At 72.5% G+C, this 24043-nt stretch carries 20 protein-coding genes; 10 read left to right on the plus strand and 10 right to left on the minus strand.

Annotated features, from left to right (window positions below):
* Positions 1–53 precede the first annotated feature (53 nt).
* Positions 54–2291 (plus strand): Ig-like domain-containing protein, encoded by a 2238-nt coding sequence (locus tag ACYVOO_RS32460; RefSeq protein ID WP_461019289.1) that lies wholly within the window; start codon positions 54–56, stop codon positions 2289–2291.
* A gap of 54 nt (positions 2292–2345) precedes the next feature.
* On the opposite strand, the gene ACYVOO_RS32465 is transcribed toward ACYVOO_RS32460, so the two are convergent.
* Entirely contained in the window at positions 2346–3074 is a 729-nt protein-coding gene (locus ACYVOO_RS32465; protein ID WP_461019290.1) for an HAD family hydrolase, read from the minus strand.
* Between the two features lie 208 nt (positions 3075–3282).
* Here ACYVOO_RS32465 and ACYVOO_RS32470 point away from each other — a divergent pair, with 208 nt between their 5' ends.
* From ACYVOO_RS32470 to ACYVOO_RS32485, 4 genes are all read left to right on the plus strand, one after another.
* Complete coding sequence (locus ACYVOO_RS32470) at positions 3283–4908, plus strand: glycosyl hydrolase (RefSeq protein ID WP_461019291.1); 1626 nt, start codon at positions 3283–3285, stop codon at positions 4906–4908.
* Positions 4909–5068: 160 nt separating this feature from the next.
* Positions 5069–6265 (plus strand): RNA-guided endonuclease InsQ/TnpB family protein, encoded by a 1197-nt coding sequence (locus tag ACYVOO_RS32475; RefSeq protein WP_461019292.1) that lies wholly within the window; start codon positions 5069–5071, stop codon positions 6263–6265.
* Between the two features lie 219 nt (positions 6266–6484).
* Positions 6485–7996: an FUSC family protein gene (locus ACYVOO_RS32480; RefSeq protein WP_461019293.1), complete on the plus strand. Its 1512-nt coding sequence runs from the start codon at positions 6485–6487 to the stop codon at positions 7994–7996.
* Between the two features lie 91 nt (positions 7997–8087).
* Positions 8088–9284: a lactonase family protein gene (locus ACYVOO_RS32485; protein WP_461019294.1), complete on the plus strand. Its 1197-nt coding sequence runs from the start codon at positions 8088–8090 to the stop codon at positions 9282–9284.
* A gap of 184 nt (positions 9285–9468) precedes the next feature.
* Here the strand turns inward: ACYVOO_RS32485 and ACYVOO_RS32490 are convergent, their stop codons facing one another.
* The 4 genes from ACYVOO_RS32490 to ACYVOO_RS32505 form a co-directional block, all read right to left on the minus strand.
* Positions 9469–10389, minus strand: coding sequence for a sirohydrochlorin chelatase (locus tag ACYVOO_RS32490; protein ID WP_461019295.1), 921 nt, complete (start codon positions 10387–10389; stop codon positions 9469–9471).
* A gap of 110 nt (positions 10390–10499) precedes the next feature.
* Positions 10500–11570, minus strand: coding sequence for an N-acetylglucosamine kinase (locus ACYVOO_RS32495; RefSeq protein ID WP_461019296.1), 1071 nt, complete (start codon positions 11568–11570; stop codon positions 10500–10502).
* Positions 11567–12244: a uracil-DNA glycosylase gene (locus ACYVOO_RS32500; protein ID WP_453345685.1), complete on the minus strand. Its 678-nt coding sequence runs from the start codon at positions 12242–12244 to the stop codon at positions 11567–11569. The genes ACYVOO_RS32495 and ACYVOO_RS32500 overlap by 4 nt, the downstream gene beginning before the upstream one ends.
* A gap of 103 nt (positions 12245–12347) precedes the next feature.
* Complete coding sequence (locus ACYVOO_RS32505; protein ID WP_461019297.1) at positions 12348–12863, minus strand: MarR family winged helix-turn-helix transcriptional regulator; 516 nt, start codon at positions 12861–12863, stop codon at positions 12348–12350.
* Positions 12864–12985: 122 nt separating this feature from the next.
* Between ACYVOO_RS32505 and ACYVOO_RS32510 the strand changes: the two genes are divergently transcribed.
* The 3 genes from ACYVOO_RS32510 (at position 12986) to ACYVOO_RS32520 (ending at position 14913) form a co-directional block, all read left to right on the plus strand.
* Complete coding sequence (locus ACYVOO_RS32510) at positions 12986–13396, plus strand: organic hydroperoxide resistance protein (protein WP_461019298.1); 411 nt, start codon at positions 12986–12988, stop codon at positions 13394–13396.
* 87 nt (positions 13397–13483) lie between these two features.
* Positions 13484–13912 (plus strand): VOC family protein, encoded by a 429-nt coding sequence (locus ACYVOO_RS32515; RefSeq protein WP_461019299.1) that lies wholly within the window; start codon positions 13484–13486, stop codon positions 13910–13912.
* Between the two features lie 131 nt (positions 13913–14043).
* Entirely contained in the window at positions 14044–14913 is an 870-nt protein-coding gene (locus ACYVOO_RS32520) for a PaaX family transcriptional regulator (RefSeq protein WP_461019300.1), read from the plus strand.
* A 49-nt stretch (positions 14914–14962) separates the two neighbouring features.
* On the opposite strand, the gene boxB is transcribed toward ACYVOO_RS32520, so the two are convergent.
* The 4 genes from boxB to ACYVOO_RS32540 form a co-directional block, all read right to left on the minus strand.
* Entirely contained in the window at positions 14963–16393 is a 1431-nt protein-coding gene (boxB, locus tag ACYVOO_RS32525) for a benzoyl-CoA 2,3-epoxidase subunit BoxB (protein ID WP_461019301.1), read from the minus strand.
* 4 nt (positions 16394–16397) lie between these two features.
* On the minus strand, positions 16398–18113 hold the full coding sequence (gene boxC, locus ACYVOO_RS32530) for a 2,3-epoxybenzoyl-CoA dihydrolase (protein ID WP_461019302.1): 1716 nt from the start codon (positions 18111–18113) through the stop codon (positions 16398–16400).
* 106 nt (positions 18114–18219) lie between these two features.
* A complete protein-coding gene (locus ACYVOO_RS32535) occupies positions 18220–19485 on the minus strand; it encodes an alginate lyase family protein (protein WP_461019303.1) in 1266 nt (421 codons plus the stop codon).
* Between the two features lie 128 nt (positions 19486–19613).
* Positions 19614–20969 carry a glycosyltransferase family 4 protein gene (locus ACYVOO_RS32540; RefSeq protein WP_461019304.1) on the minus strand — a complete coding sequence of 452 codons (1356 nt, stop codon included), beginning with the start codon at positions 20967–20969 and terminating at the stop codon, positions 19614–19616.
* 166 nt (positions 20970–21135) lie between these two features.
* Here ACYVOO_RS32540 and ACYVOO_RS32545 point away from each other — a divergent pair, with 166 nt between their 5' ends.
* Together ACYVOO_RS32545 and ACYVOO_RS32550 are read left to right on the plus strand one after the other, a co-directional pair.
* A complete protein-coding gene (locus tag ACYVOO_RS32545) occupies positions 21136–21888 on the plus strand; it encodes a response regulator transcription factor (protein WP_461019305.1) in 753 nt (250 codons plus the stop codon).
* Position 21889: 1 nt separating this feature from the next.
* Positions 21890–23515, plus strand: coding sequence for a sensor histidine kinase (locus ACYVOO_RS32550; RefSeq protein ID WP_461019306.1), 1626 nt, complete (start codon positions 21890–21892; stop codon positions 23513–23515).
* 29 nt (positions 23516–23544) lie between these two features.
* Here ACYVOO_RS32550 and ACYVOO_RS32555 read toward each other — a convergent pair whose 3' ends face one another.
* Complete coding sequence (locus ACYVOO_RS32555; RefSeq protein ID WP_461019307.1) at positions 23545–23964, minus strand: ATP-binding protein; 420 nt, start codon at positions 23962–23964, stop codon at positions 23545–23547.
* Between the last annotated feature and the right edge of the window lie 79 nt (positions 23965–24043).

The raw sequence follows: 24043 nt of genomic DNA on the forward strand, positions 1-24043 counted from the left end.
CCCCCTTCCGCTCGCTCCGAAGACCCCTCACCGCCGCCCTCGCGGTGTGTGCGATGACCGGGTTCGCGCTGGGGGTGCCGGGCCCCGCACAGGCCGACACGACGTTCTCCGCGAAGATCGACTTCGGCACGGCCACCACCGTGCCCGTGACCGGCCACACCCTCGACTACGGTCAGCCGTACGCGGCCCGCACCGGTCCCCACCAGGGCAGCGGGCTGACGTACGGCTGGGTGGGCATGGACAGCGCCACGCCGCTGGACCTGACGGGCAACGGCCGCGACCGCGGCAGCGCGGAACCCGACCGGCTGCTGGCCACCTTCCTGCACATGCAGCTCCCCGCGTCCTCCCCGGGCGTCAAGACGCCGGGCCGCTGGGAGATCGCCGTGCCCGACGGCACCTACGCGGTCACCGTCGCCGTCGGCGACCGTACGAGCCTGGACAGCGCGCACGCGATCCAGGTCGAGGACCAGAACGCGGTCGACGGGTTCGTCCCGACGGACAGCGGCAGGTACCAGACCCGGACCGTCGAGCCGACGGTGTCCGACGGCAGGCTCACCCTCAGCCCGCGCGGCGGTACCAACACGAAGCTCGCCCATGTCTCCATCGCGCCCGTGACGGGCGCCGACACGCGCCCCGCCGTGCGCGCCGTGACCCCCGCCAACACCGCGTCCGGGGTGTCACCCACGGGCAGTGTCGTCGCGGACCTGCGGCTGACCGGCGCCGGGGTCGACGCGGCGACCCTGTCCGGTGGCACCGTCACCCTGAAGGAGTCGGCGACCGGGACCACCGTCGCAGCGCACGTGGTCACCAGCGGCGGCGGCGACGTCATCAATGTGTCGCCGACCGCCGGGCTGCAACCCGGCACCCGCTACCGGCTCTCCGTGACGAGCGGAGTCAAGGACCTGGACGGCAAGGCGTTCCTCTCCTGGAGTTCGGTGTTCACCACCGGGTCGGCCGGGGGCGGGGGTTCCGTCGCGTTCGAGAAGGTGGCCAGCGGAGCCACCGGCAGGAGCTTCACGTCCGTGCTGAAGGGCCCGGACGGCAGGCTGTACGCGGCCACGCTCGACGGCTACGTCATGCGCTGGACCATCGCCTCCGACGGCACCCTCGGCAACGCGCAGACGATCTCCACCGTCCGCACCGACGCCACGGCGCGGAACCTGCCCGGCGCCCCGAACCGCACGATCATCGGCATGGCCTTCGACCCCGCTTCGACGGCGTCAGCGCCGGTGCTGTGGATCACCTCCAACACGATGTATCCCGGCGGCACACCGAACGAGCCGGACTGGTCCAGCAGCATCGCCAAGTTGAGCGGCCCTGACCTGGGTACGTACACCGAGGTCGTCAGCCACCTGCCGCGCTCCGTGAAGGACCACGAGACCAACTCCCTCGCCTTCGGGCCCGACGGTGCCCTCTACGTCAGCCAGGGCGCCAACAACGCCATGGGCGCCGCCGACCCCGTGTGGGGCAACAGGCCGGAGCGGCTGCTCAGCGCGGCCGTCCTGCGGCTGGACCCGGCCAAGCTGCCCGCCTCGGGCCCACTGGACGTGCGCACCGAGAGCCCCGGCAGCTACGACCCCTTCGCGGCGAACGCCCCGCTGACCCTGTACGCCACCGGGGTCCGCAACGCCTTCGACCTCGTGTGGCACAGCAACGGGCACCTCTACACGCCCACCAACGGCTCGGCCGCCGGGGGCAACACACCCGCGACGCCCTCACCACTGCCCGCCTCCTGCACACGCAGGACGGACGTGGGGGCCAGCGGCGCCTACACGGGGCCGAGCGTGCCCGCGCTCACCGGTGTCGGCACGGCGGAGACCGACTATGTCTTCGACGTCAAGAAGAACCGCTACTACGGGCACCCCAACCCGTCCCGCTGCGAGTGGGTGCTGGCCGGGGGCAACCCGACGGCGGGCGCCGACCCGTTCGAGGTCACCGGCTACCCGTCGGGTACACGGGCCGACCGCAACCTGGACCTGAGCGGCATGTACGACGCGGGGCTGCACGCCTCGGCGGACGGCGTCATCGAGTACCGGGGCGACGCCTTCGGCGGCGCGCTCAAGGGCAAGCTGCTCGTCGTCCGCTACAGCAGCGGCCAGGACATCGAGATCTTCGGCGTCGACACACAGGGCAGACTCTCGCCTCCGACGGTGGGCACCACCGGCCTCACCGGCTTCCAGCAGCCACTCGACGTCACGGAGGACACCGCGAAGGGCAACCTGTACGTCACCGAACTGGGCGCCTCCAGGATCACGTTGCTGAGGCCGAAGGCGACGTCGGCCCAGGAGTAGGGGAGCAGCGGGTAGGACGCGGGGCCCGCTCGGGCCCCGCGTCCGGAACACGCCCTACACCCCGGCGGCCGACGTGCGTGTGCCTGTGCCTGTGCCCGTGATCCAGTCGTACGCCCGTCGTGCGTCGAACTCGCCCTGCCCGCCGGGGAACAGCAGCCCCGCCGACGCGAACGCGGGGTCGTCCACCGTGTCCCGCACATAGGGGACGGCGACGCACCGCATCCCCGCGCGCCGTGCCGCCTCGGCTCCGGGCGGGGCGTCCTCCAGGGTCACGCAGTCCGCGGGCCGCGCGCCGAGGCGCCGCGCCGCCTCCAGGAAGACGTCAGGCTCCGGCTTGCCGCGGCCCACCTCCTCGGCCGAGACATGGACGGTGAGCAGCGCGTCGAGCCCCGTACCTGCCAGCACCGCCTCGATGGCCGCGCGCGAGGAGCCCGAGGCGACGGCCATCGGATGTCCGGCCGTGTGCAGCAGGCCGACGAGTTCGCGCATCCCCGGGAAGACCTCGGTGCCCGCGCGGGCCAGCTCCAGATACGCGTGGTTCTTCTCGGCGAGGAGGGTGTCCACCGGCGCGTCGATGCCGTGCTCCTCGCGCAGCGTGGCCAGGGTCTCCCGGGTGCCGATCCCGATGAAGCGGGTGTGGTCCTCCCAGGTGAAGCCGTTGACACCGTGCCGCGCGAGGACGCGGCGCCCGGCCTCGTAGTAGTTGGGCTCGCTGTCGACCAGTGTGCCGTCGAGATCGAAGATGACCGCGGGGAGGACCGTGCGGGAGGGGGAGTGGTTCATGGTGTCCAGGGTGCCAAGGGGACGGGGAGAGGTGGCAGCAGGGGCGGGTGTGGTGGCGGGGAGGGCAGGGGTGGTGGTCGAGGTTGGTGGTTGTTGGTGTGAACCGTTGGCTGTGCGCATCCGTCGTGCGTGCGCAGACGATTCTTCACCCGAGAGGCGTGTTTCTGTGCGTGTGAGACCTATTCCATCACTTAGCTCACTGAGATCGATGCGGCTGTTCCGACCCCTCCTGCTCGCTTTCGTCCTCGTCGTCGCCGGTGTGTCCGCCGTGGCCACGACGCAGTTCTGGGGCTCCGACAAGGGGACCGAACAGATGGCCTCCGCCTCGGCAGCGGCCGAGAACGGCGAGCACACCGTCACCTTCCGCAACGAGACCCAGGAGCGGCTCTGGGTCGGCTCCGGGGTCAACGCCGACGGCTCGCAGGAGCTGACGGGGCTGCCGGTGCTGGACCCGGGCAAGTCGGCCACCGTCACCATCCCCGAGCACTCGGACGCGGGACACTGGCGCGGCAAGTTCTTCGCCCGCCAGGGGTGCGGCGGGGAGGAGGGCAGCACGTTCTACTGCGAGGTGGGTGACTGCGGCCCGTACGCGGACCACTGCACCACGGGCGAACAGCCCGTCAGCCTCGCCGAGTTCAACTTCGACCCGAAGGACTCCTCGGCGCCCTGGTACAACATCAGCTACGTGAACGCGGTCTCGACGCCGGTCACCATCACTCCCGACGGGGTGAAGCCGCCGGAGAACGGCGGGGAGTGCGCGTCGGTGGGCTGCCCCACGGACCTGCTGTCGGCCTGCCCGCCGGAGAACCTCACCAAGTCGAAGAGTTCGGGCAAGCCGGTGGTGTGCGTCAACCCGAACCGGGACGCGAAGACCGCCTACAGCGAGGCGCTGACCAAGCAGTGCCCCACCGCCTACTCGTGGTCCAAGCACGACGCCGAGGCGGGCAACCAGGTGATGCGTCAGTGCAGCACCTGCAAGAGCCTGACCGTCACCTTCCACGGCACCGGCGGCTCCTCCGAGGAGCCCGACCCCAAGCCGGAGCCGACGTCCGAGCCGGCTCCCGGTGACGACGACCAGCCCGGCTCCGGCGACGACCAGCCCGCGCCTGCGCAGGCCAGGGGCGTGGCCCTCAACCCCGTCGAAGGCGCAGCGGAGGCGCTGAAGGACTCCGGCGCCACCTGGTACCACAACTGGACCTCCACCAGCGGCGGCCTCACCCCGCCGGAGGGCGTCGAGTACGTGCCCACCATCTGGGGTCCGGGCTCTGTCACCGAGGACGAGCTGACCAAGGCCAAGCAGGAGGGCAAGCACCTGCTCTCCTTCAACGAGCCCGACCAGCCCACCCAGTCCAACATCTCGCCCGAAGAGGCCCTGGACCTGTGGCCCAAGCTGGAGAAGACCGGCCTGAAGCTGGGCGCCCCCGCCGTGTCCGGTGACGCCGACAAGGCGGGCGGCTGGCTGGACCGCTTCATGAAGGGCGCCGAGGAGCGCGGACTGCGCGTCGACTTCATCCCCGTGCACTGGTACGGGTCCGACTTCGGCCCCGAGGCCACCGACCACCTCGCGGGCTATCTGAAGCGGGTCCACGAGAAGTACAAGAAGCCGGTCTGGCTGACCGAGTACGCCCTCACCGACTTCACCAAGGACAAGCCCCGCTACCCCAGTGAGAAGGAGCAGACCGCCTTCCTCACCTCGTCGACGAAGATGCTCGGGGACCTGGACTTCGTGGAGCGCTACGCGTGGTCGGCGCTCTCCAAGCAGACCAGCCCGACCGGTCTCTACGACGGTGCCACTGTGAACGAGAGCGGCAAGATCTACCGCGACGCGGGCTGACCGGCCCACTTTTCCGCCACGTCGCAGCCTGGGCTCACCGTGTCTTCCGGGACACGGTGAGCCCGTGGAGCTTGTGGAGGCCGTATTCGCCGCCAGGGCGGATCGCAGTACTCTGACCAGCAGGTTTGGTCTTTGCCTGTGGCCCGGCTAGTTTGTGAGCATGACCACAGGCCATGTGAAGCGGGCGTTCAAGTACCGCTTCTATCCGACCGATGCGCAGGCGGCCGAGCTGTCGCGCACGTTCGGATGCGTGCGCAAGGTCTACAACATGGCACTGGAGGCCCGTACGCGGGCCTGGCAGCAGGGCGAGCGGGTCAACTACAACGCCACCTCGGCCATGCTGACCGCGTGGAAGAAGACCGAGGAGATGGCCTACCTCTCCGAGGTCTCCTCGGTGCCGCTCCAGCAGTGCCTTCGTCATCTGCAAGGCGCGTTCGTGAACTTCTGGGAGAAGCGGGGGAGGTATCCGCGCTTCAAGTCCCGCAAGAAGTCGCGCCGCTCGGCGGAGTACACCAGCTCGGCGTTCCGCTACCGCGACGGCCGCCTGACGCTCGCCAAGATGAGGGACCCACTGGAGATCGTGTGGTCGCGCCCCCTGCCCGAGGGCGTGGACCCCTCGACGGTGACCGTTTCCCAGGACGGCGCGGGACGCTGGTTCGTGGCGATCCTGTGCGACGACCCGGGCGTGCGGCCGCTGCCCGCCACTGAGGCGGCAGTGGGTGTGGACGCGGGTCTGGAGCACCTGCTGACCCTCTCGACGGGCGAGAAGATCGCCAACCCGAGGAGTGAGCGCAAGGACCGCGCCCGGCTGGCGAAGGCCCAGCGCAATCTCGCCAAGAAAGCGAAGGGTTCGGCGAACCGGGCCAAGGCCCAGCGGAAGGCCGCCAGGGTCCATGCCCGCATCACCGACCGCAGGCGGGACCACCTCCACAAGATCACCACCCGTCTCGTGCGTGAGAACCAAACGCTCGTGATCGAGGACCTGACCGTGCGCAACATGGTCAAGAACCGGAGCCTGGCCCGCGCCATCAGTGACGCGGCGTGGTCGCAGTTCCGGAGCATGCTGGAGTACAAAGCCCAGTGGTACGGGCGGGATGTGGTGGTCGTGGACCGCTTCTTCCCCTCGTCCAAGCTGTGCTCCACCTGCGGCACCCTCCAGGAGAAGATGCCGCTGAAGATCCGTACCTGGACGTGCCAGGGCTGCGGCACGACCCACGGCAGGGACGTGAACGCGGCGAAGAACCTGCTTGCCGCCGGACGGGCGGTCCAAGCCTGCGGAGCTGGTGTAAGACCTCAACGGAGTTCTCCGGGCGGGCAGTCAGCGATGAAACAGGAAGTCTCACGGCGCGAGCCGTAAGAGTCTCCCCCGTTTACGAGGGAGAGCGTCAACTTTGTTGTATCCATCCAGTTGTGGCGCCGCAGCGCCGGACGGCGACGAAGCCGTACGGTCCGCGGTGCCTTCGCTGTGTCTCCGCGCCGGCCACCACCCCCGGACGGTCATGGGACGCCGCGTGCCATCGCAAGGGGGCGGCAACCCGCCGTGAAGAGCGTCAAGAGCGTCAAGAGCGTCAAGAGCGTGAAGAGAACGTTCGTGGCTCCGGACCCGGGGCTCGTGAGACTGCGGAACTCGCTCCGCGCGGTCATCGGCATCGCCGCCGCCGTCGCCGTGTCCGAACTGTGCGGGCTCTCGCTCACCGCGTCGATCACCGGAGGGCTCGCGGCACTGCTCGCGCTCTTCACCGTCACCGACGCGACCGTCCGTGACCAGCGGATCACCACGGCGCTGCTGCCCGTCGCGGGATTCCCCGTACTGGCGCTCGCCACCGCCCTGCACGGCACACTCCCGGCCCGCGACCTCGCCTTCCTGGCCGTCGTCTTCGCCGGGGTCTACGCACGCCGCTGGGGCCCGCGCGGGCACGCGCTCGGGATCTTCGGGTTCATGAGCTTCTTCGCCACGCAGTTCCTGCACGCGCTCCCCGCGCAGTTGCCCGAGCTGTACGCCGCCGTCGGCGTGTCCCTCCTCGTGGCCGGTACGACGCGCTTCGTGCTGTGGCCCATCGAGCGCCGCACCCCGCCCGCCGCGGCGCCGCCCATGCTCCCCGGCACCGCGTTGGCGCGGCCCACCACCCGGCAGGCGTTCCAGGCCACCGCCGCCTGCGCGCTCGCGCTCGTCGTCGGGCAGGTGCTCTCCGAGGACCGCTGGTACTGGGCCGTCGGCACCGTCTGGTGGATCTTCGTCAACACCGCCTCGCGCGGCGAGACCCTGGTTCGCGGCTTCCGACGCGTCCTGGGCACGCTGGTCGGTGTCGCCCTCGGCGCGCTCGTCGCCGTCCCGCTGCACGGCGCGCCCGCGCCGACGGCGGCCCTGGTCGCGGTGTGCGTCTTCGGGATCTTCTACACCGCCGCCGTCTCGTACTCCTGGATGACGCTGTCGGTGACGGTGCTGGCCAGCTCGCTGTACGGCCTGCTGGGCGTGCTGGACCCCGGTCTCCTGGTGCTCAGGCTCGCGGAGACGGGCGTCGGCGCTGTGGGTGCGGCACTGGCCGTTGTCCTCGTCCTGCCGGTCACCACGCACGCCACGAACGACGCCTGGATCCAGCGGGCGCTGCACTGCGTGCACGCCGCCACCGCCCAGGCGACGTCGCGGCTCGCCGGTGACCCCCAGGGCGACCCGACCCCGCACGCCGCCGAACTGGAGATCCTTCTCGGCCGGGTACGGATGGCCCTCGCGCCGCTGGTGCACCCGCTGGCGCCCTTCCCGTCCCGCAAGGCACGGGCCCGGCAGGTGATCGGGCTGCTCGACGACTGCGCGCGGGAGGTGCGGGGGCTGGTGTCGGCCGCCGCGGATCCGGTCGCGTCGCACGACGCCCGTCTGATGGCCGCGTGCCGCCGCGTCGAGGCCGCGGTGGAGACGCTCACCGTCAGCAGGGCCGCGCACGCCCTGCCGGCGACGGCGGCACACCAGGCGCCCCACAGGGAGGAGGCCGAGTCCCCGGCCCTCCTGCACCTGCGCGGACTGGAGAAGACCCTGTCCGAGCTGGCGGCGCCGCTCGGGACCTCCTCGCGCTCGGGGCTGGTCGGTCCCTGAGCCCTGAGCCCGGGCCCAGGGGCGAAGATCGCCGCGTGCGGGGCGCTGCTAGCGTGCCGGGATCACACTCCGGGCGAGAGGACGCACAGCGGTGAGCGACACGAGCGGCGCGAGTGACGTGGACGGCGCGCGGGACGTGGGGGACGGGGAGGCGGCGGCTGGACCGCCCGTCGGAGCCCGGACAGCGCGACGCGGGGACGCGCGCACCGCGCACGCGTACCTCGGCTCGTTCACCTCAGCGGGCGGCCACGGCATCACGACCGCCTCCGCCGACCCCGTCACCGGCGAGCTGACCGCGCTGCACCACACCGGTTCCGCGGTCGCCGACCCCTCGTACCTCGCGCTCGGCGCCGGTGTCCTGTACGCGGTCAGCGAGACGACGGAGGGCGCCGCGGCGGCGTTCTCCCTCGCGCGGCCGGAGCGGCCCGCACCGCTCGGCGGGCCCGTGCCCGTACGGGGCGCGGGCCCCACGCACCTCGCGTCGGCCGGCGGGCGGCTCTTCACCGCCAACTACACCTCGGGCAGCGTCAGCGCGCTGCCCCTACGCGCGGACGGCAGCCTCGGCGGCCAAGCGCGCGTGCGGCGGCACGAGGGGCGGGGGCCGGTCGCGGAGCGGCAGGAGGGCCCGCACGCGCACGCGGTCGCGCCCGACCCGTCGGGGCGCTGGCTGCTCGCGGTGGACCTGGGCACCGACTCCGTACACGTCTACGACCTCCGGGACGGGAGCCAGGGCCCGGACCAGGGCCCGGACGGTGAAGGGCCGCTCCCGCACCGCGAGGTCCCGCTGCGCGCGGGCACCGGGCCGCGCCACCTGGTGTTCCACCCCGGCGGCGCCCGCGCCTACGTCATCAACGAGCTGGCACCGACCGTGACCACCTGCCGCTGGAACGCGGCCGACGGCTCACTGGAATCCCTGCGCGAGACCGCGCTCCTGCCCACCGAGCCGACGGGGGACGCCCCGGCCTATCCCTCGGCGCTCGTGCTCTCGGCGGACGGCCGCTTCGCCTGGGCAGCGGTCCGTGGGCGTGACCACATCGCGGTGCTGGCGCTCGGCGCGGACGGCGACGGCATGGAGCTGGTCACCGCCGTGCCGTGCGGCGGGCACTGGCCGCGTGACCTGGCGCTGCACCCGTCGGGCCGCTGGCTGTACGTGGCCAACGAGCGCTCCGGCGACATCGCCAGGTTCACCCTCGACCCCGCCTCCGGAGTACCGGCCTACGCGGGCTCGTTCCCGGCCCCCGCCGCCTCCTGCGTCGTCTTCGCGCCCGGCGCCCCCGAAGGAAGCTGAGCCACCCCGGCCCGGAGCCCCGGAACCGCGAAGAGGCGGCGGCCCGCCTGCGTGGCGGGCCGCCGCCTCTCCGTGCGGCCTTCGTCGGTGCGGCGCGGGACGGCGCCATGGTGCGGTGGAACAGCGAGCGGAACCGGTACCGGAGCCGGGGACGGCACCGGGCCGGAGCCAGGACCGGTGACGGTCAGCGCGCGGGCATCCCCTGCGGCTGCTGCTGGTTGATGCCCAGCTTGGCCGCGTACGTGGACGCCACCAGCTTGCCGATCGCCGGGTAGGCGCCCAGCGGGTCTGCGGCGGAACAGCCCGCCTCCTGCGCCGCGGCTTCCAGCAGCCCCTCGGGGACCTCGGGGCCGATGAGGCAGGGGGCCACGGCCAGCTGCTGGGAGCCGGAGCTGCGGAGCTGCTCGGCGGTACGCGCGATCGCGCCCTCCTCGTCGAGCCCGGCAGCGAGTACCGGAACGGCGAGCCGCGCGGCCAGCAGCATCCCGGTGATACCGGCGGCCTGGACGGCCTCCTCGCCGCCGACAGCCGCCAGGACGATGCCGTCCGCGGCGGTTGCGACAGTGAAGAGCCGGGCCCGGTCGGCGCGCGCGAGGCCCGCCTCGGAGAGCTTGACGTGTACCCCTTCGGCGAGCAGGGGGTGCGGGCCGAGGACGTCGGTCACCTCGGCACCGGGGCCGCTTCCCAGCACCGTCTGCCGTATCTGCCGCATGCGGGCTGAGTCGGGGCCGGCGAGCAGCGGGACGACGACGGCCGTCGGGCCGTCCGGCTCCTGCTGCTCAGGGGATCCGCCCTCGTGGGCGGGGGGGCCGACGCGCTCGGCGGCGGCTCGGGCGACCACGGACTCCAGTCCGGGGAACTCCTCGTCGCCGCCGTCGATGAAGCCGATGCGCGCGTCCAGGCCGGGCAGCTCCGAGCGGGCGATGCTCAGGATCTCCTCGGCGAGGCCGCGCGTCGTGCTCGACGGCGTGCCAGGAACGGCCAGCACCAGCGCGGGCGCGTTCTCGGGGGCAACGACGGGCTCCGGTCGGCGGTGCCTTCCGGGCTGGCGTGGACGCGGCATTCGTACGGGCAGGCCATTGTCCGGCCCAGTGGGGGAGCTCATGCGCCCGCATGTTAATGCCTTGATGGGCTTGACTGTTCGGGCGGGGGAGAGGAGTCCGTTTATGTGCCGGTTCGCACCGCGCGTCGTGTGACAAATTTTGGACGGTTCTGTCAACCGATATACAGCAACGTCGGATCATTTGGCAGTTCCAGCGCACCGCGCGCCAGCCGTTCCGCGATCAGCAGCGCCCCGTCGAGCGGGTCCCCCGCGGCCTCGACCGTCCGCGCGTGCGGCAGCCGCACTGCCAGCTCCTCAGCCAGGGGCCCGAGCAGCGGTTCCCCGACGCGGAAGAGGCCCCCGGTCAGTGCGATGTCCGCCGCCTTCCCCGAGGGACAGACGGCCCCGGCGCACACCGCGATCTCGCGGGCCGCCTCCCGCATGACGCGCTCGGCGGCGGGGTCGGCGGGGTCGGCCGCCGCGCACCGGGCGACCTCGGGCGCGAAGGAGGCGAGCACGGCGGGCCGGTCCGTGCGCGGGTACAGGCGGCCCGGCAGGCCGCTCAGCGGGGCGCCGAAGACGGCCTCGGCGCGGTCGCGCAGCGCGGGCGAGCCGCCCTCGCGCCCGTCGTACGCGCGCATCGCGGCCTCAAGGCCCGCGCGCCCGATCCACGCGCCGCCGCCGCAGTCGCCCAGCAGATGGCCCCAGCCGTCGGCGCGCCGCCAGGACCGCAGGTCCGTGCCCATGGCGATCAGGCCCGTGCCCGCCGCGACGACCGCGCCGGGCCGCTCGCCGAGTGCGCCCGCGTACGCGGTCACCGCGTCGGCGGCCAGCGCGATGCGCCGCGCGCCGAAGGTCTCCGCGAGGGCGCCGGGCAGCCGCGCGCGCAGCCCGTCCCCGAGCGAGGCCATGCCCGCGGCGCCGACGCACACGGCGCCGACGGCGGGCTCGGGCCCGGCGCCCGCCTCCGCCAGGAGAGCGCGCGCCGCGGGCACCAGCAGCTCCAGCATGTGCCCGGCGTCGATGCCCGACGCGTCCGTACGGACGGGCTCGGGCGAGGCGAAGGTGCCGACGGCCCGTGGGCGCGCGGAGCCTTGCTCATCGCGCGCGCCGCCGCCGTCGCCGTGCGTGCGCAGGGCCGCCCCGGCCAGGGCGATCCGCAGCCCCGAGCCGCCGGAGTCGACCCCGATGATCCACTCGGCCGGTGCGCCGCCGCCGTCGGCCCGTGCGGCGCCCCCGGTCACGGCAGGCGCCAGTCCACGGGCGGCGCGCCCTGCTGGGCCAGCAGATCGTTGACGCGGCTGAAGGGCCGCGAGCCGAAGAAGCCGCGGTCGGCCGACATGGGCGAGGGGTGCGAGGACTCGACGGAGGGGAGGGGGCCGAGGAGGGGCCGCAGGTTGCGCGCGTCGCGGCCCCACAGCACGGACACCATCGGCTTGCCGCGTGCGACGAGCGCCCGGATGGCCTGCTCGGTCACCTCTTCCCAGCCCTTGCCGCGGTGTGCGGCGGGCTTGCGGGGCGCCGTGGTCAGCGCCCTGTTGAGGAGGAGGACGCCCTGCCGGGTCCAGGGCGTCAGATCGCCGTTGGAGGGGCGGGGGAGGCCCAGATCGCTGTGCATCTCGCGGAAGATGTTCTCCAGGCTGCCGGGCACGGGTTGCACCTCGGGCGCGACGGAGAAGGACAGCCCCACGGCATGGCCGGGCGTCGGATAGGGGTCCTGTCCCACGATGAGGACGCGTACGTCGTCGAAAGGCTGCTGGAAGGCACGCAGCACATTCGCCCCCGAGGGTACGTACGTTCTTCCCGCGGCGATCTCCGCGCGCAGGAAGTCGCCCATCGCGGCGACGCGTTCAGCGACCGGTTCCAGGGCCTTGGCCCAGCCCGGTTCGACGATTTCGTTCAACGGTCGTGCAGCCACGAGCCGTCACTCTACTGGCTCCCCGGTCGCGCCGAATCCGCTTCCCCCTCAGCGGCCGGAACGGGCCGGGCGTCCGGTGCGGGGGCTCGGTCGCCGCACCCCGTCAGCCGCCGCACTCCGTCAACGGCGCGTCGGGGGCGAGGGCTTCGGGGTCGGCCGCGTCGAGCGAGGCGGTGAGCGAGGCGAGCCGGTCGCGCAGTTCGGTGATCTCCGCGAGGGACAGCCCCGTGGCCGCGGCGATGCGGCGCGGCACCAGCGTGGCGCGCTCACGCAGGGCGCTGCCCTCGGCCGTCGGGCGTACGGAGACGGAGCGCTCGTCCTCGCGGCTGCGCTCCCGCACCACGAGCCCCGCCGCTTCGAGCCGCTTCAGCAGGGGGGAGAGGGTTCCGGAGTCGAGGCGCAGGTGCTTGCCGATCTCCTTCACCGGCAGGCCGCCGCGCTCCCACAGGACCAGCATGACGAGGTACTGCGAGTACGTCAGACCGAGGTCCTTGAGCGCGACGCGGTAGACGTCGCCGAAGGCGCGGGACGCGGCGTGGGTGGCGAAACAGATCTGGTGGCCGAGGCGGAGGTACTCCTCGTCCGCGGTGGCGGCCCCGTCGGCGGAAAGCGGCTTCATGCCTCCACGGTAACGCGGCGCGGGCAGTTCAGTAGGAGGCGTTTTAATTGCGCACAACTTAATTGTGTGCTGTAGTTGTCGGTGTCAGTCAACGAGCACCGAGACGAGAGGGAGTGGTCACCATGGCCGCGCTCTACACCGCTGTCGCCACCGCCAACGGCCGCGAGGGCCGGGCCGTCAGCTCCGACGGTCACATCGACCTGCCCCTGGCCCCGCCGCCCGCGCTGGGCGGCGACGGTCAGGGCACCAACCCGGAGCAGCTCTTCGCCGCCGGTTACGCCGCCTGCTTCGCCAGCGCCCTGGGCCTGGTGGGCCGGCAGGCGAAGGCCGACACCTCGGAGGTGTCCGTCACGGCCGAGGTCGGCATCGGCAAGGACGACGGCGGCTTCGCGCTGAGCGTGACCCTCCGCGTCGAGCTGCCGGACTCCCTGGAGGGCGAGACCGGCGAGCGGCTGGTGCGGGAGGCCCACGAGGTGTGCCCCTACTCCCGCGCGACGCGCGGCAACATCCCGGTGGAGCTCGTCATCGAGTGACGGCCCGTCGGTCCGGGCCCCTTCCCGCAGGGACCCGCCCCGGCAAAATGCGGGGCCCTGCCGGGAACCCCCTGCTATGGTGCGCCGATGTCGACGATCAGGCAGTTCCAGGTCACCTTCGACTGCGCGGAGCCCGAGCGCGTCGCCCGCTTCTGGTGCGAGGTGCTGGGGTACGACGTGGCGCCGACGCCGCAGGGGTTCGCCACGTGGGGCGAGTTCAACCGCTCCCGGTCGCCCGAGGGCGAGGAAGAGTGGTTCGCGTGCGTCGATCCCTCGGGCGTGGGTCCTCGGCTGTTCTTCCAGCGCGTTCCCGAGGGCAAGGTCGTCAAGAACCGGGTGCACCTCGATGTGCGGGTCGGCACCGGGCTCGTGGGCGAGGAGCGCCTGGCCGCACTGGAGGCCGAATGCGCGCGGCTGCTCCCGCTCGGCGCGGTACGCGTGCGGCTGCTGGCCGACGACACGGATTCGTGCATCGTCATGCAGGACATCGAGGGCAACGAGTTCTGCCTCGACTGAGCGCCCCGACACCCGTACGGCACATGCTTCCTGACGCCAGGTCACGTCATGCGGGATTCGACGTAAAACTGCCGTTCCGCTGCGTTAGCGTAGGAAAAAAGCGGGCGTGCGGGAACGTTGAGGGGTGAGCGATGGCGGACGCGGCCACCGGTGAGGGGGCACGCCCCGTGGTCAGCCGACGCCGGGAGGTCAGCCACACGAGCGCGCGCTCCCTGCTGACGACCCTGCTGGGAGAGTACGTCCGCCCGCGCGGTGAGCCGGTGTGGACCTCCGTACTCGTGGAGGCGCTGGCCCAGTTCGGCGTCGAGGAGAAGTCGGCCAGGCAGGCGCTCGCCCGCGTCGGCGCCGAGGGCTGGCTCGTCTCGGAGCGGGTGGGGCGGCGGGTGCGCTGGGACCTGACGCGGCCGGGGCGGCGGCTGCTGACCGAGGGCGCCGAGCGGATCTACGGCTTCGGCAGCGACGAGCGCCCCTGGGAGGGGAACTGGCTGCTGATCCTCGTCTCCGTCCCCGAGGCCAAGCGCGATCTGCGGCACCGGCTGCGCACGCGGCTGAGCTGGGCGGGCTTCGGGTCGCCCGAGGCGGGTGTCTGGATCACCCCGCACCCGGACCGCGAGACCGAGGCACTGGAGGTGCTGAAGGACCTCGAACTCGCCGCCGACGCCATGTCCTTCACCGCCTCCTACGGCGCGGTGGGCAGCGCGGAGGCGATGGTGGCGCGGGCGTGGGACCTGCGCGAACTGGAGGAGCGCTACGAGGCGTTCATCGACGAGTTCGCCGGGCTCGACCCCCGGGGCGGGGACGCCGTGCTCCAGGCCCAGACCCGGCTGGTGCACGAGTGGCGCCGCTTCCCCTTCCTCGATCCCCGGCTGCCGCGCGAGCTGCTTCCCGCGAACTGGAGCGGGGCACAGGCCGCCGAGCTGTTTCACCGCCGTCACGTCGAGTGGCGGCCCGTGGCGCGGCGGCGCTGGGCGGAGCTGCTGTCGGGCGAAGGCGGCACCTGAGCCGCTTCCCGGCCTGAGCCGCTTCCCGGTCACCGCGCCACGGGGCGGCTCAGGGCAGGTGGACGTACGCGTAGTCGAGCGGGCGGCCGTTGATGCCGCGGCTCGGCGGCGCGATCCAGCCCGCGATCCTGCCGGGCTCGCGCACCGGCTGCATCAGCGACTTCACGAAGGCCAGGTCCTCCGGCGTGGGCAGCCAGGCCCGACGGTTCCGCTCCCACTCCGCCTCGTCCACGATCCTGCCGTCCGGTGTGACATGACGGCCCGCCGCCAGGCCCACGCGCCGGTTGAAGCAGGGGTGGGGGAGCGCGAAGCGGAATCCGATGCCGTGGTCGTCGAGGACGCGGTTCCAGCGGGTGACACCGCTGCGGCAGTCGGCCGTGTACGCGTCGCGCAGGTCCAGGTTGAGCGCCAGCAGCGCCGGGACCTCCGTCCGCTCCCAGCCGCCGTCCTCGCCCGGCGTCTCCAGGACGGCCGCGTCGTCCGCGAGCAGATGGTCGTCCTCGCGGCGGGTCTCCTGCCAGCGGCCCTTGAGGCCCGCCGTGTAGTAGTTGGCCGCGTTGGTCGAGGTCTCGCCGCCGAAGAGGTCGAGCGAGACGGTGTAGTGGAAGTTGAGGTACTTCTGGATGACGTCGAGCGGGATGCCGCCGCAGGCCGCGATGTCCTCCGTGCCGTGCTCGCGGATCAACTGGGCGCTGCGTGTCACCACGCGGTCGATGCCCGTTGTGCCGACGAACATGTGGTGCGCCTCTTCCTTGAGCATGAACTCGCAGGTGCGCGAGAGCGGGTCGAAGGCGCTCTCCTTGAGCGTGCCGAGCTGGTACTTGCCGTCCCGGTCGGTGAAGTACGTGAACATGAAGAACGCCAGCCAGTCGGCCGTCTCCTCGTTGAACGCGCCCAGGATGCGCGGGGAGTCGGGGCTGCCGGAGTTGCGGTGCAGCAGGCCCTCGGCCTCCTCGCGGCCCTCGCGCCCGAAGTAGGCGTGCAGCAGATAGACCATCGCCCACAGGTGCCGCCCCTCCTCCACGTTGACCTGGAAGAGGTTGCGCAGGTCGTAGAGGCTCGGCGCGGTCAGGCCCAGCAGCCGCTGCTGCTCGACGGAGGCGGGTTCGGTGTCGCCCTGGACGACGATCAGCCGCTGGAGGTCGGCGCGGTACTCGCCGGGCACCTGCTGCCAGACGGGCTCCCCCTTGTGCTCGCCGAAGGCGATGCGGCGCTCCGCCTCGCGCTCCGCGAGGAAGATGCCCCAGCGGTACTCCGGGACGCGCACATGGCCGAAGTGCGCCCAGCCCTCCCGGCCGACGGCCACGGCGGTACGCAGATAGACACCCTCGTTTTCCAGCGCGGGGCCCATCTCGCCCCACCAGTCGAGGAACTTGGGCTGCCAGCCCTCCAGCGCGCGCCGCAGCCGCCGGTCGTCCGACAGGCCGACGTTGTTGGGGATCGTGGAGTCGTAGTCGATCGCCGTGGCCGTCGCCGTCACCGCGTCACACCCGCTTCCTGTCGAAGGCCGCCTTCCGGCCGGTGCCGTAGCGGCGCAGCGCGCCCTCGGGGCCGGAGGCGTTGGGGCGGTCGAAGATCCAGTTCTGCCAGGCGGAGAGCCGCCCGAAGATCTTGGTCTCGATGGTCTCCGGGCCGACGAACCGGTGGTTCGCCTCCATCCCGGTGAGCGCGTCGGGGCTCAGCGCGGCGCGGGCCTCCAGGGCGATCCGCACCTCGTCCTCCCAGTCGAGGTCGTCGGGCGCGTCCGTCACCAGCCCGAGGTCCCGTGCCACGGCGGCGGTCAGGGGCTCTCCTCGTGCGCCGCGCAGCCGCTCCAGGCGCTCCGGGTCGCGATAGAAGCGGGACTCCAGGCGGGAGAGCCCGTTGCCCATCGGGAGGGCGCCGAAGTTGGCCCCGGACAGGGTCAGCAGCGCCCGCTCCGGGCTGTCCGGGTCCGCGACGGGCGGGCCGTCGAGCATGTACTGCACATCGCAGGCCAGGGCGAGTTCCAGCAGCACGCCCGCGAAGCAACTGCCCGGCTCGACGAGGGCGACGAGGCTGCGGCTGGTCACGTCGAGGCGTTTCAGGGTGCGCTTGTAGTAGTGCGCGATCTCACGGCACAGCCAGGCGGTGTCGGGATCGGTGTCGGTGTCCGTGCGGGCGGCCTCGAGCACGGCGCGCTCGTGCGCCAGGACGTGTTCCGCCTCCCCCTCGGTACGCACCACCCACGTGCCCAGCTCCGGTTCGTTGGTGCGCAGGCGCAGGACGCAGTCGTCCAGCTCGCGGGTGACGGCGAGCAGCCAGGTGGCATCGCCCCGCGCGTGTACGTCGGCGGGCCCCGACGGTGCCTCGTCGTCGGGCCCGTGGACGGTGAGGGCGACCAGGCCGCGCGGCCGGTCGAGCGCGGCGCGCACATAGCGGTACGTCAGGGACGCGTCCGTGGCCTCGCAGCGCAGCGGGGTCAGCGCGATGCCCCGGGCGCCCGCTCCCGCGCGCGGGGTGCCGCGTGCCGCCGCCTCCCGCGCGCGCCGCTCGACCGTGGCGGCGAAGTCACGTCGCGGCACGGTCTCGTCGACGAGCCGCCACTCGACCGCCGTCCTGCCCTTGACCCCGTCGCTGCGCGTGGCGAAGACGTCGGCCAGGTCCCTGCGCACCCGGCGCTTGTCCACGAGCCGCGTCAGCCCGCCGGTCCCCGGCAGTACCCCCAGCAGGGACACCTCGGGCAGTGCCACCGTGGAGGCGTTGTCGTCCACGAGGACGATGTGGTCGCAGGCCAGGGCGAGTTCGTAACCGCCACCCGCGCAGGTGCCGTTGACGGCGGCGAGGAAGGCCAGCCCCGAGTGCGCCGAGGCGTCCTCCATGCCGTTGCGGGTCTCGTTGGTGAACTTGCAGAAGTTCACCTTCCACGCGTGCGAGGAGGCGGCCAGCATCCGGATGTTGGCACCGGCGCAGAAGACCCCGTCCCTGGCGCTGGTCAGCACGACGGACCGTACGCCCGGGTGCTCGAACCGCAGCCGCTGGAGCGCGTCGTACAGCTCGATGTCCACGCCCAGGTCGTAGGAGTTGAGCTTCAGCTCGTAGCCGGGAACCAGGCCGCCGTCCTCGGCCACGTCCAACTCCAGCCGTGCGACGGGGTCTTCGACGCGCAGTGTCCAGTGCCGATAGCTGTCCGGGCTCCGCTGGAAGGTGACCTCGGGAGGCCGCCCCCCGTCCGGGTCCATTCGCGTGCCTCCTCGCGCTGGACGAGTCCGACACCGCAATCGTCTACAACTGTCCGTGGTTGCGTCAAGGTTGTGTAGAGTGATTTTCGGGGCCCGGACAGGTCCGTCAGTTGGGGTTCTCGGCGTGGGTGAGCGTCTCCCAGGCGACGAAGAGGTTGTTGCTGCCCGCCGGGCGCTGGCGCTCCGTCAGCTTCTGGGTGTTGGTCATCGCGTGGCCCTCGCGGTGGTGCAGCGCGTTGAAGCCGACCTCGGTGACGGGCCCGAGGCCGAGGTCGAGACTGCCGCCGCACAGCCAGGACGGGACCGGGGTGCCCACCTCGTACGTGGACTGGAAGCCGAGCCCGTGCCGCAGCCGCTCCCCGACCTGCGGGTAGAGGCTCGCGCCCTGGATGCGGCTGGTCTCGGCCACATGGGAGACGGCGGAGAGCCCGTACCCGGTGTGGGTGAGGTCCCGGCACGTCTCCTGGGTGAGCCCGTCGGCGAACGTGGACTGGCCCTGCCAGTACTTCACGATCTCGTCCCGGGTGTCGAGCCCGCTGCCCGGCACCGTCCTGGGCAGGGCGCCGTCGGACGTCAGATAGACGTAGGCGGGGACGCGGTTCAGGAAGCGGGCGACGGCCTTGTCGTAGGCGGCCCTGTCCTCCAGGTGGACGGAGATGCCGACGGCGGCCTCCATCATGCTCAGTTCCCAGTTGCCGTTGCTGTGCGAGCCGTTGACGACCTCGGGCAGGTACACCTCGCGCAGCATGGTGCGGAAGCGGTCCGCCTGGGACCAGCCGTCGTAGGTGTAGCGGATGATCTCCGCGGCGCGCGGCCACACGGAACCGGCCCAGCCGGTCTGGAGCGGCGCGTTGCTGTTCGTGTGGTCGCGGATGACCGCCGACCAGGCGTCCATCAGCTCGATCGCCTTCTTGGCGTACGTGTCCTCGCGGGTGAGGTACCAGGCCAGCGCGTTGGTGTACGCCGCGATGGCGTCCTCGCGCTCGTCGGTGCAGCCGTAGTTCGGGTTCGAGTAGGAGCCGCACTCCACGACGGCGCGTGGCTTGGGCGTGCGCGAGGCCGACGCGTACTTCGAGGCCATCATCTGGTCGAAGGCCCCCTTCCACGGCTGCGCGCCCGCCTGCACCTTCCCGCGGACGAAGTCCAGTTGGGAGGCGCTGACGAGGACGCCGGGGTGGGTGAACCGGTCGGGTGCGGCGGGTGCGGCGGGCGCGGGCGCGGACGCGGTTGTGGACGTGGGTGCCGGGGCGGCGAGGCCGTGGGGGACGAGGACCGCGGAGGCGGCGATCAGGGTCCCGGCGACGGCGAGGAGTCTTCCGCGCCGTAACAGGGTGCGACGGCGCGTGGGACGACGTGCGGAAGTGGGGGGCATGGTGCGCCTTCCGGTGGAGGAGACGACAGGCGCCGGTTCATGTTGGCGAACAGTGGCTCGCGACATGAACGAGCGATGCGCAGAACGTAGGACTGGACCAATCCTTCGTCAAGGTTTCGCGCTCCCGCTCAGCCCGTGACCGGCGCTCCGCTTCCCCGGCTGCCCCGCGTGCGCCGCCGGGGCCGTACGGGCGGCCCCCGCCGCAGCGCCGCGCGGACCCTGCGGACCAGGGCCCTGACCCGTTCGTCCAGTCGCGCCATGGCGCGCTGCCGGGCGCGCTGGTGGCGGGTGGCGTGCAGCTCGGAGAAGAGCAGCTCATAGCGGCGCAGGATCGGCGCGGGGTCGAAGCGGTGCGCGCTGAGGCGGGCCGCGGTGCCCATGCCCCGGCGGCGCTCGCCGTTCTCGATCAGCTCGATCATGGCGGACGCGAGCGCGTCCGCGTCGCCCGTGGGCACCAGCCTGCCGTTCATGCCGTCCTGGATGATCTCGCCGGGCCCGAGCGGGCAGTCCGTGCTGACGACGGGGAGCCCGCAGCGCATGGCCTCCACCAGGGTCATGCCGAAGGACTCGGCGTCCGAGGCCGACGCGACGAGGGACGCCTTGGCGAACTCCTTCTCGATGGGGGAGCGCGGCCCCATCAGCGACACGCTGTCCTCCAGTCCCAGCCTGCCCGTCAGATCCCGCAGCGCCCGCTTCTGACGGCCGCCTCCGTAGATGCGCAGCGTCCAGTCGGGGTGCTTCTCGCGGACGGTGGCGAACGCCTCGATGAGCAGGTCGAAGCGCTTGCCTGGGGCCAGCCGTCCCGCCGCCGCGACCACCTTGGGGCCGTCGCCGTCGCCGCCGTCGCCGCCATCGCCGTCGGGGCCCCCGCCGGGCGTCGTCGCGGAAGCGAGGTTCCCCTCGGCCGGTTCGGGGACGATGTTGGGCACCGCGAGCACCCGTACCCCCGGCAGCCGCATGCGGGTGCGGTAGACCTCCGCGTCCGCCTCCGTCGTCGTCACCAGCGCGTCCAGCGAGCGGTACTCCCTGGCCAGCACCCGGCGCAGCCGCTTGCTGTGCGCGTCGTGGCGCAGATGCTCCTGGGCGATGCGCAGGGCCCCGCGCGGGCCGAACCGGGCGAGGTAGACGTTGAGGCCAGGCCGCGTCCCGATGATCACGTCCGCTTCGCAGGAGCCCAGGTACGCGCGGGCCCGCACATCGCTGAGGCGGCTGTAGCTGCGCCGCCGCTTGTCGGCTGCCGGATAGTCGCGCGCGGGCTCGCCGTGCAGGGGGTCGAGGGTGTCCGAGCTGCCCTGCCTGTCGTCCACCAGGGGCACCACCGTGATCCGCGGGTCGATGGCGAACCTCGGCTTGTCGCGGTGGCGGGTCATCGAGGCGATCGCGACCTCGTGCCCGCGATCCGCGAGAGCTGTCGCGAGGTTCAGGGTGGTGCGGATGGTGCCGCCGATCGCGTAGACGTTGTGCAGCAGGAACACGATCTTCATGCGGTCAGCCTTTCCCCGGCGGCGCCGGACGTTCCGCACGGTCCTCACACCGTGCCCCCACCGGGTAAGCCGGCCACGTGCGGAAGGTGAGAGCAGAGTAAGAAAGGCGGCATCGCGCAGCTCAGAGCGGGGTTCGCGGCCCTTCGGCCTTGGCACACTGCGGGGTGTGAACCACACCGTGCTGCTCGCCGAGGACGACCGTGCCATCCGCCACGCGCTGGAGCGTGCGCTCGCTCTGGAGGGATACGACGTCATCGCGGTCGCCGACGGCGTCCAGGCGCTCGCCGCAGCGCATCAGCGACGCCCCGACGTCCTGGTGCTGGATGTGATGATGCCCGGGGTCGACGGCCTCCAGGTGTGCAGGGTGCTGCGTGCCGAGGGCGACCGCACGCCGATCCTCATCCTCACCGCGCGCGTCGAGACCGCCGACCGCATCGCCGGTCTCGACGCGGGCGCCGACGACTACGTGGTCAAGCCGTTCGAGGTCGAGGAGGTCTTCGCCCGGCTGCGGGCCCTGCTGCGCCGGGTGGGCGTCGAGGCGGCCCAGGGCCAGGACGGCGCACCGGACCAGGACGGCGGCCACGGGCAGGACGGGGTGGCGGGGCTGGGAGGAGCGGGCGGCCCGCTGACCGCCGCCGACCTGCGCATCGACTCCCAGGCCAGGCGGGCGTGGCGCGGGGAGCGCGAACTGGACCTGACCCGTACCGAGTTCGAGCTGCTGGAACTGCTCGTACGCAACGCGGACATCGTGCTCGACCACGCCACCATCTACGACCGCATCTGGGGCTACGACTTCGGCCCCGGCTCCAAGAACCTCGCCGTCTACGTCGGCTATCTGCGGCGCAAACTCGACGAGCCCGGCAGCCCCGCGCTGATCCACACGGTGCGCGGTGTGGGCTACGTGCTGCGGGAGGACTGAGATGAGGCCGCCGCGCCGCCTCCGGCCGAGGCTGGCCGTGCGCCCGCTGCCCAGGCTGGCCGTGCGCCCGCTCTCCAGCCTGCGCACCACCTTCGCCATCTCCTTCGCCGCCGTGGCCGTCCTGGTCACCGTGCTCGTCGGCCTCCTCAGCTACGACGCGGCGGCGCGGCTGGTGCGCGTGGACGAGCAGTCGGTGTACGCGGAAGTGGTCGCCGACCTGCGCAGCCAGGTGCGGGAGCAGGAGCTGACGCCCAGGGACTACGCCACCTCGGACCCGGACCACGACGGCCCCCGCGACGACCTCATCCGCCCCACCCGTACCGACGTCCAGGTCCTCGGCGAGGGCGGCAGGACCGTGGACAGGGGCAGCCCCCGGCTCCCGGTGAACGCCTCGGACCGCGACATGGCCACCCACAGCGAAGCGGGCAAGGCGGTGCGCCGCGAGGTGAACGTCGAGGACGCGGAGTACCGGCTGACGACGGTGTCGCTCGGCGGCGGCAGGGGCGCCATCCAGGTCGCCCAGCAGTTCAGCGACACCGAGGACCTGCTGAGCGAACTCCAGCAGCGCACGGCCCTGTTCGTGGTCGTCGTCATCGTCGCCGCGGGCCTCGCGGGCTGGTGGCTGGCGCACCGGATCACCGGGCGGCTGGTGCGGCTGAGCGCGGTGGCCGAGGGCGTCGCGGGCACCGGGAACCTGCACGCCGAGGTGCCCGTCGGCGGGCGCGACGAGGTGGCCAGGCTCGGCTGGTCCTTCGACCGCATGCTGGGGCGGCTGGCACGCTCCATGGAGGACCAGCGCCGCCTCGTCCAGGACGCGAGCCATGAACTGCGCACCCCGCTGACCTCGCTGCGGACCAACATCTCGCTGCTGCGCCGCATAGACGAACTCCCGCCGGAGGCCCGCGAGGAGCTGATCACCGACCTGGGCGACGAGTCCCGCGAACTGGCCGACCTCGTCAACGAACTGGTGGACCTGGCGGCGGGCCAGCAGGACGACGAGCCCACGGGCGAGGTGCCGCTCGGCGAGGTGGCCGAGGACGCCGCCTCGATCGCCGGGCGTCGCACGGGGCGTACGGTCTCGGTGCGGTCGGACGGCACGGTGGTCGAGGGCCGTCGCTCGGCGCTGCACCGGGCGATGGCCAACCTCCTGGAGAACGCGGCCAAGTTCGACGAGGGCGGCAGCGGTCCTGTGGAGATCACCGTGCACCAGGGGTGTGTCGAGGTCGCCGACCGGGGGCCCGGCATCGCGGAGGAGGACCTCGACCGCATCTTCGACCGCTTCTACCGCTCGGCCGACACACGCAGCCTGCCCGGCTCCGGGCTGGGCCTCGCCATCGTGCGCGAGGTGGCGACGGCGCACGGCGGCACCGTGTTCGCGCGGCAGCGCGAGGGCGGCGGCGCCGTCATCGGCTTCACCGTCGGCCGCGACCGCGTCCTGACCTGTGCGGCCGATGAGGCCGGTGGGGCCGGTGGGGCCGGTGCGGCTCAGGGCCCCGGTTTCTCCCGTGCGGGGGCGGGGCCCGGTTCAGGTTCAGGTTCCGGTTCGGGTTCCGTTTCCGGTCCCGGAGCGGACGCGCACGCCGACGGCGACGCGGACGCAGGTCCGGGGAACGGAACCGGGCGATGACCGGCGGGCCCTCGCGGGGCCCGCCGGGCTCAGCTCGGGCCGAGCACCGCGCGCACGGTCTTGCCCCCGCCCCGGTCACTGGTGACCGAGAAGCTGCGCGCCACGTGTCTGACCATCGCTATGCCCCGCCCGCTCTCCGTCAGCCCCGGCATGGGCCCCACCCGCGGGCGCGACGGATTGCTGTCGTGCACCTCGACGATGAGCAGCCCGGCCGCCGCGTAGAGACGCAGCCGGCAGTCCCCGTCACCGTGCCGGGTGGCGTTGGTGACCAGTTCGGAGACGACGAGCGTCGCGTCCTGGAGCAACTGATCCCCCGTGAGCGCCGGATCGACGGGATGTGCGAGAAAAGCGCTGGTCAGGCGCCGTGCCCAGCGTACGGAGGAATCCCTCCGCGGCAGGCTGTACTCGGCCCGTGCCGTCGGCCAGCGGCCGTATGTGGACGCACGCATGACGTCCTCCCCCTCCTTCGTGGACACTCGACGCCCTCCCAAGCCGTCGGGCCGTGCCGCGCACGACCGGTCCTGTGCA

Source organism: Streptomyces daliensis (assembly GCF_054782395.1).

What these genes read in the sequence shown, in the direction of transcription:
- ACYVOO_RS32460 (WP_461019289.1), top strand. Translation starts at nt 54, where the DNA reads ATGACCGGGTTCGCGCTGGGGGTGCCGGGCCCCGCACAGGCCGACACG.
- ACYVOO_RS32465 (WP_461019290.1), bottom strand. Translation starts at nt 3,074, where the DNA reads ATGAACCACTCCCCCTCCCGCACGGTCCTCCCCGCGGTCATCTTCGAT.
- ACYVOO_RS32470 (WP_461019291.1), top strand. Translation starts at nt 3,283, where the DNA reads ATGCGGCTGTTCCGACCCCTCCTGCTCGCTTTCGTCCTCGTCGTCGCC.
- ACYVOO_RS32475 (WP_461019292.1), top strand. Translation starts at nt 5,069, where the DNA reads ATGACCACAGGCCATGTGAAGCGGGCGTTCAAGTACCGCTTCTATCCG.
- ACYVOO_RS32490 (WP_461019295.1), bottom strand. Translation starts at nt 10,389, where the DNA reads ATGAGCTCCCCCACTGGGCCGGACAATGGCCTGCCCGTACGAATGCCG.
- ACYVOO_RS32505 (WP_461019297.1), bottom strand. Translation starts at nt 12,863, where the DNA reads ATGAAGCCGCTTTCCGCCGACGGGGCCGCCACCGCGGACGAGGAGTAC.
- ACYVOO_RS32510 (WP_461019298.1), top strand. Translation starts at nt 12,986, where the DNA reads ATGGCCGCGCTCTACACCGCTGTCGCCACCGCCAACGGCCGCGAGGGC.
- ACYVOO_RS32515 (WP_461019299.1), top strand. Translation starts at nt 13,484, where the DNA reads ATGTCGACGATCAGGCAGTTCCAGGTCACCTTCGACTGCGCGGAGCCC.
- ACYVOO_RS32520 (WP_461019300.1), top strand. Translation starts at nt 14,044, where the DNA reads ATGGCGGACGCGGCCACCGGTGAGGGGGCACGCCCCGTGGTCAGCCGA.
- boxC (WP_461019302.1), bottom strand. Translation starts at nt 18,113, where the DNA reads ATGGACCCGGACGGGGGGCGGCCTCCCGAGGTCACCTTCCAGCGGAGC.
- ACYVOO_RS32535 (WP_461019303.1), bottom strand. Translation starts at nt 19,485, where the DNA reads ATGCCCCCCACTTCCGCACGTCGTCCCACGCGCCGTCGCACCCTGTTA.
- ACYVOO_RS32540 (WP_461019304.1), bottom strand. Translation starts at nt 20,969, where the DNA reads ATGAAGATCGTGTTCCTGCTGCACAACGTCTACGCGATCGGCGGCACC.
- ACYVOO_RS32550 (WP_461019306.1), top strand. Translation starts at nt 21,890, where the DNA reads ATGAGGCCGCCGCGCCGCCTCCGGCCGAGGCTGGCCGTGCGCCCGCTG.
- ACYVOO_RS32555 (WP_461019307.1), bottom strand. Translation starts at nt 23,964, where the DNA reads ATGCGTGCGTCCACATACGGCCGCTGGCCGACGGCACGGGCCGAGTAC.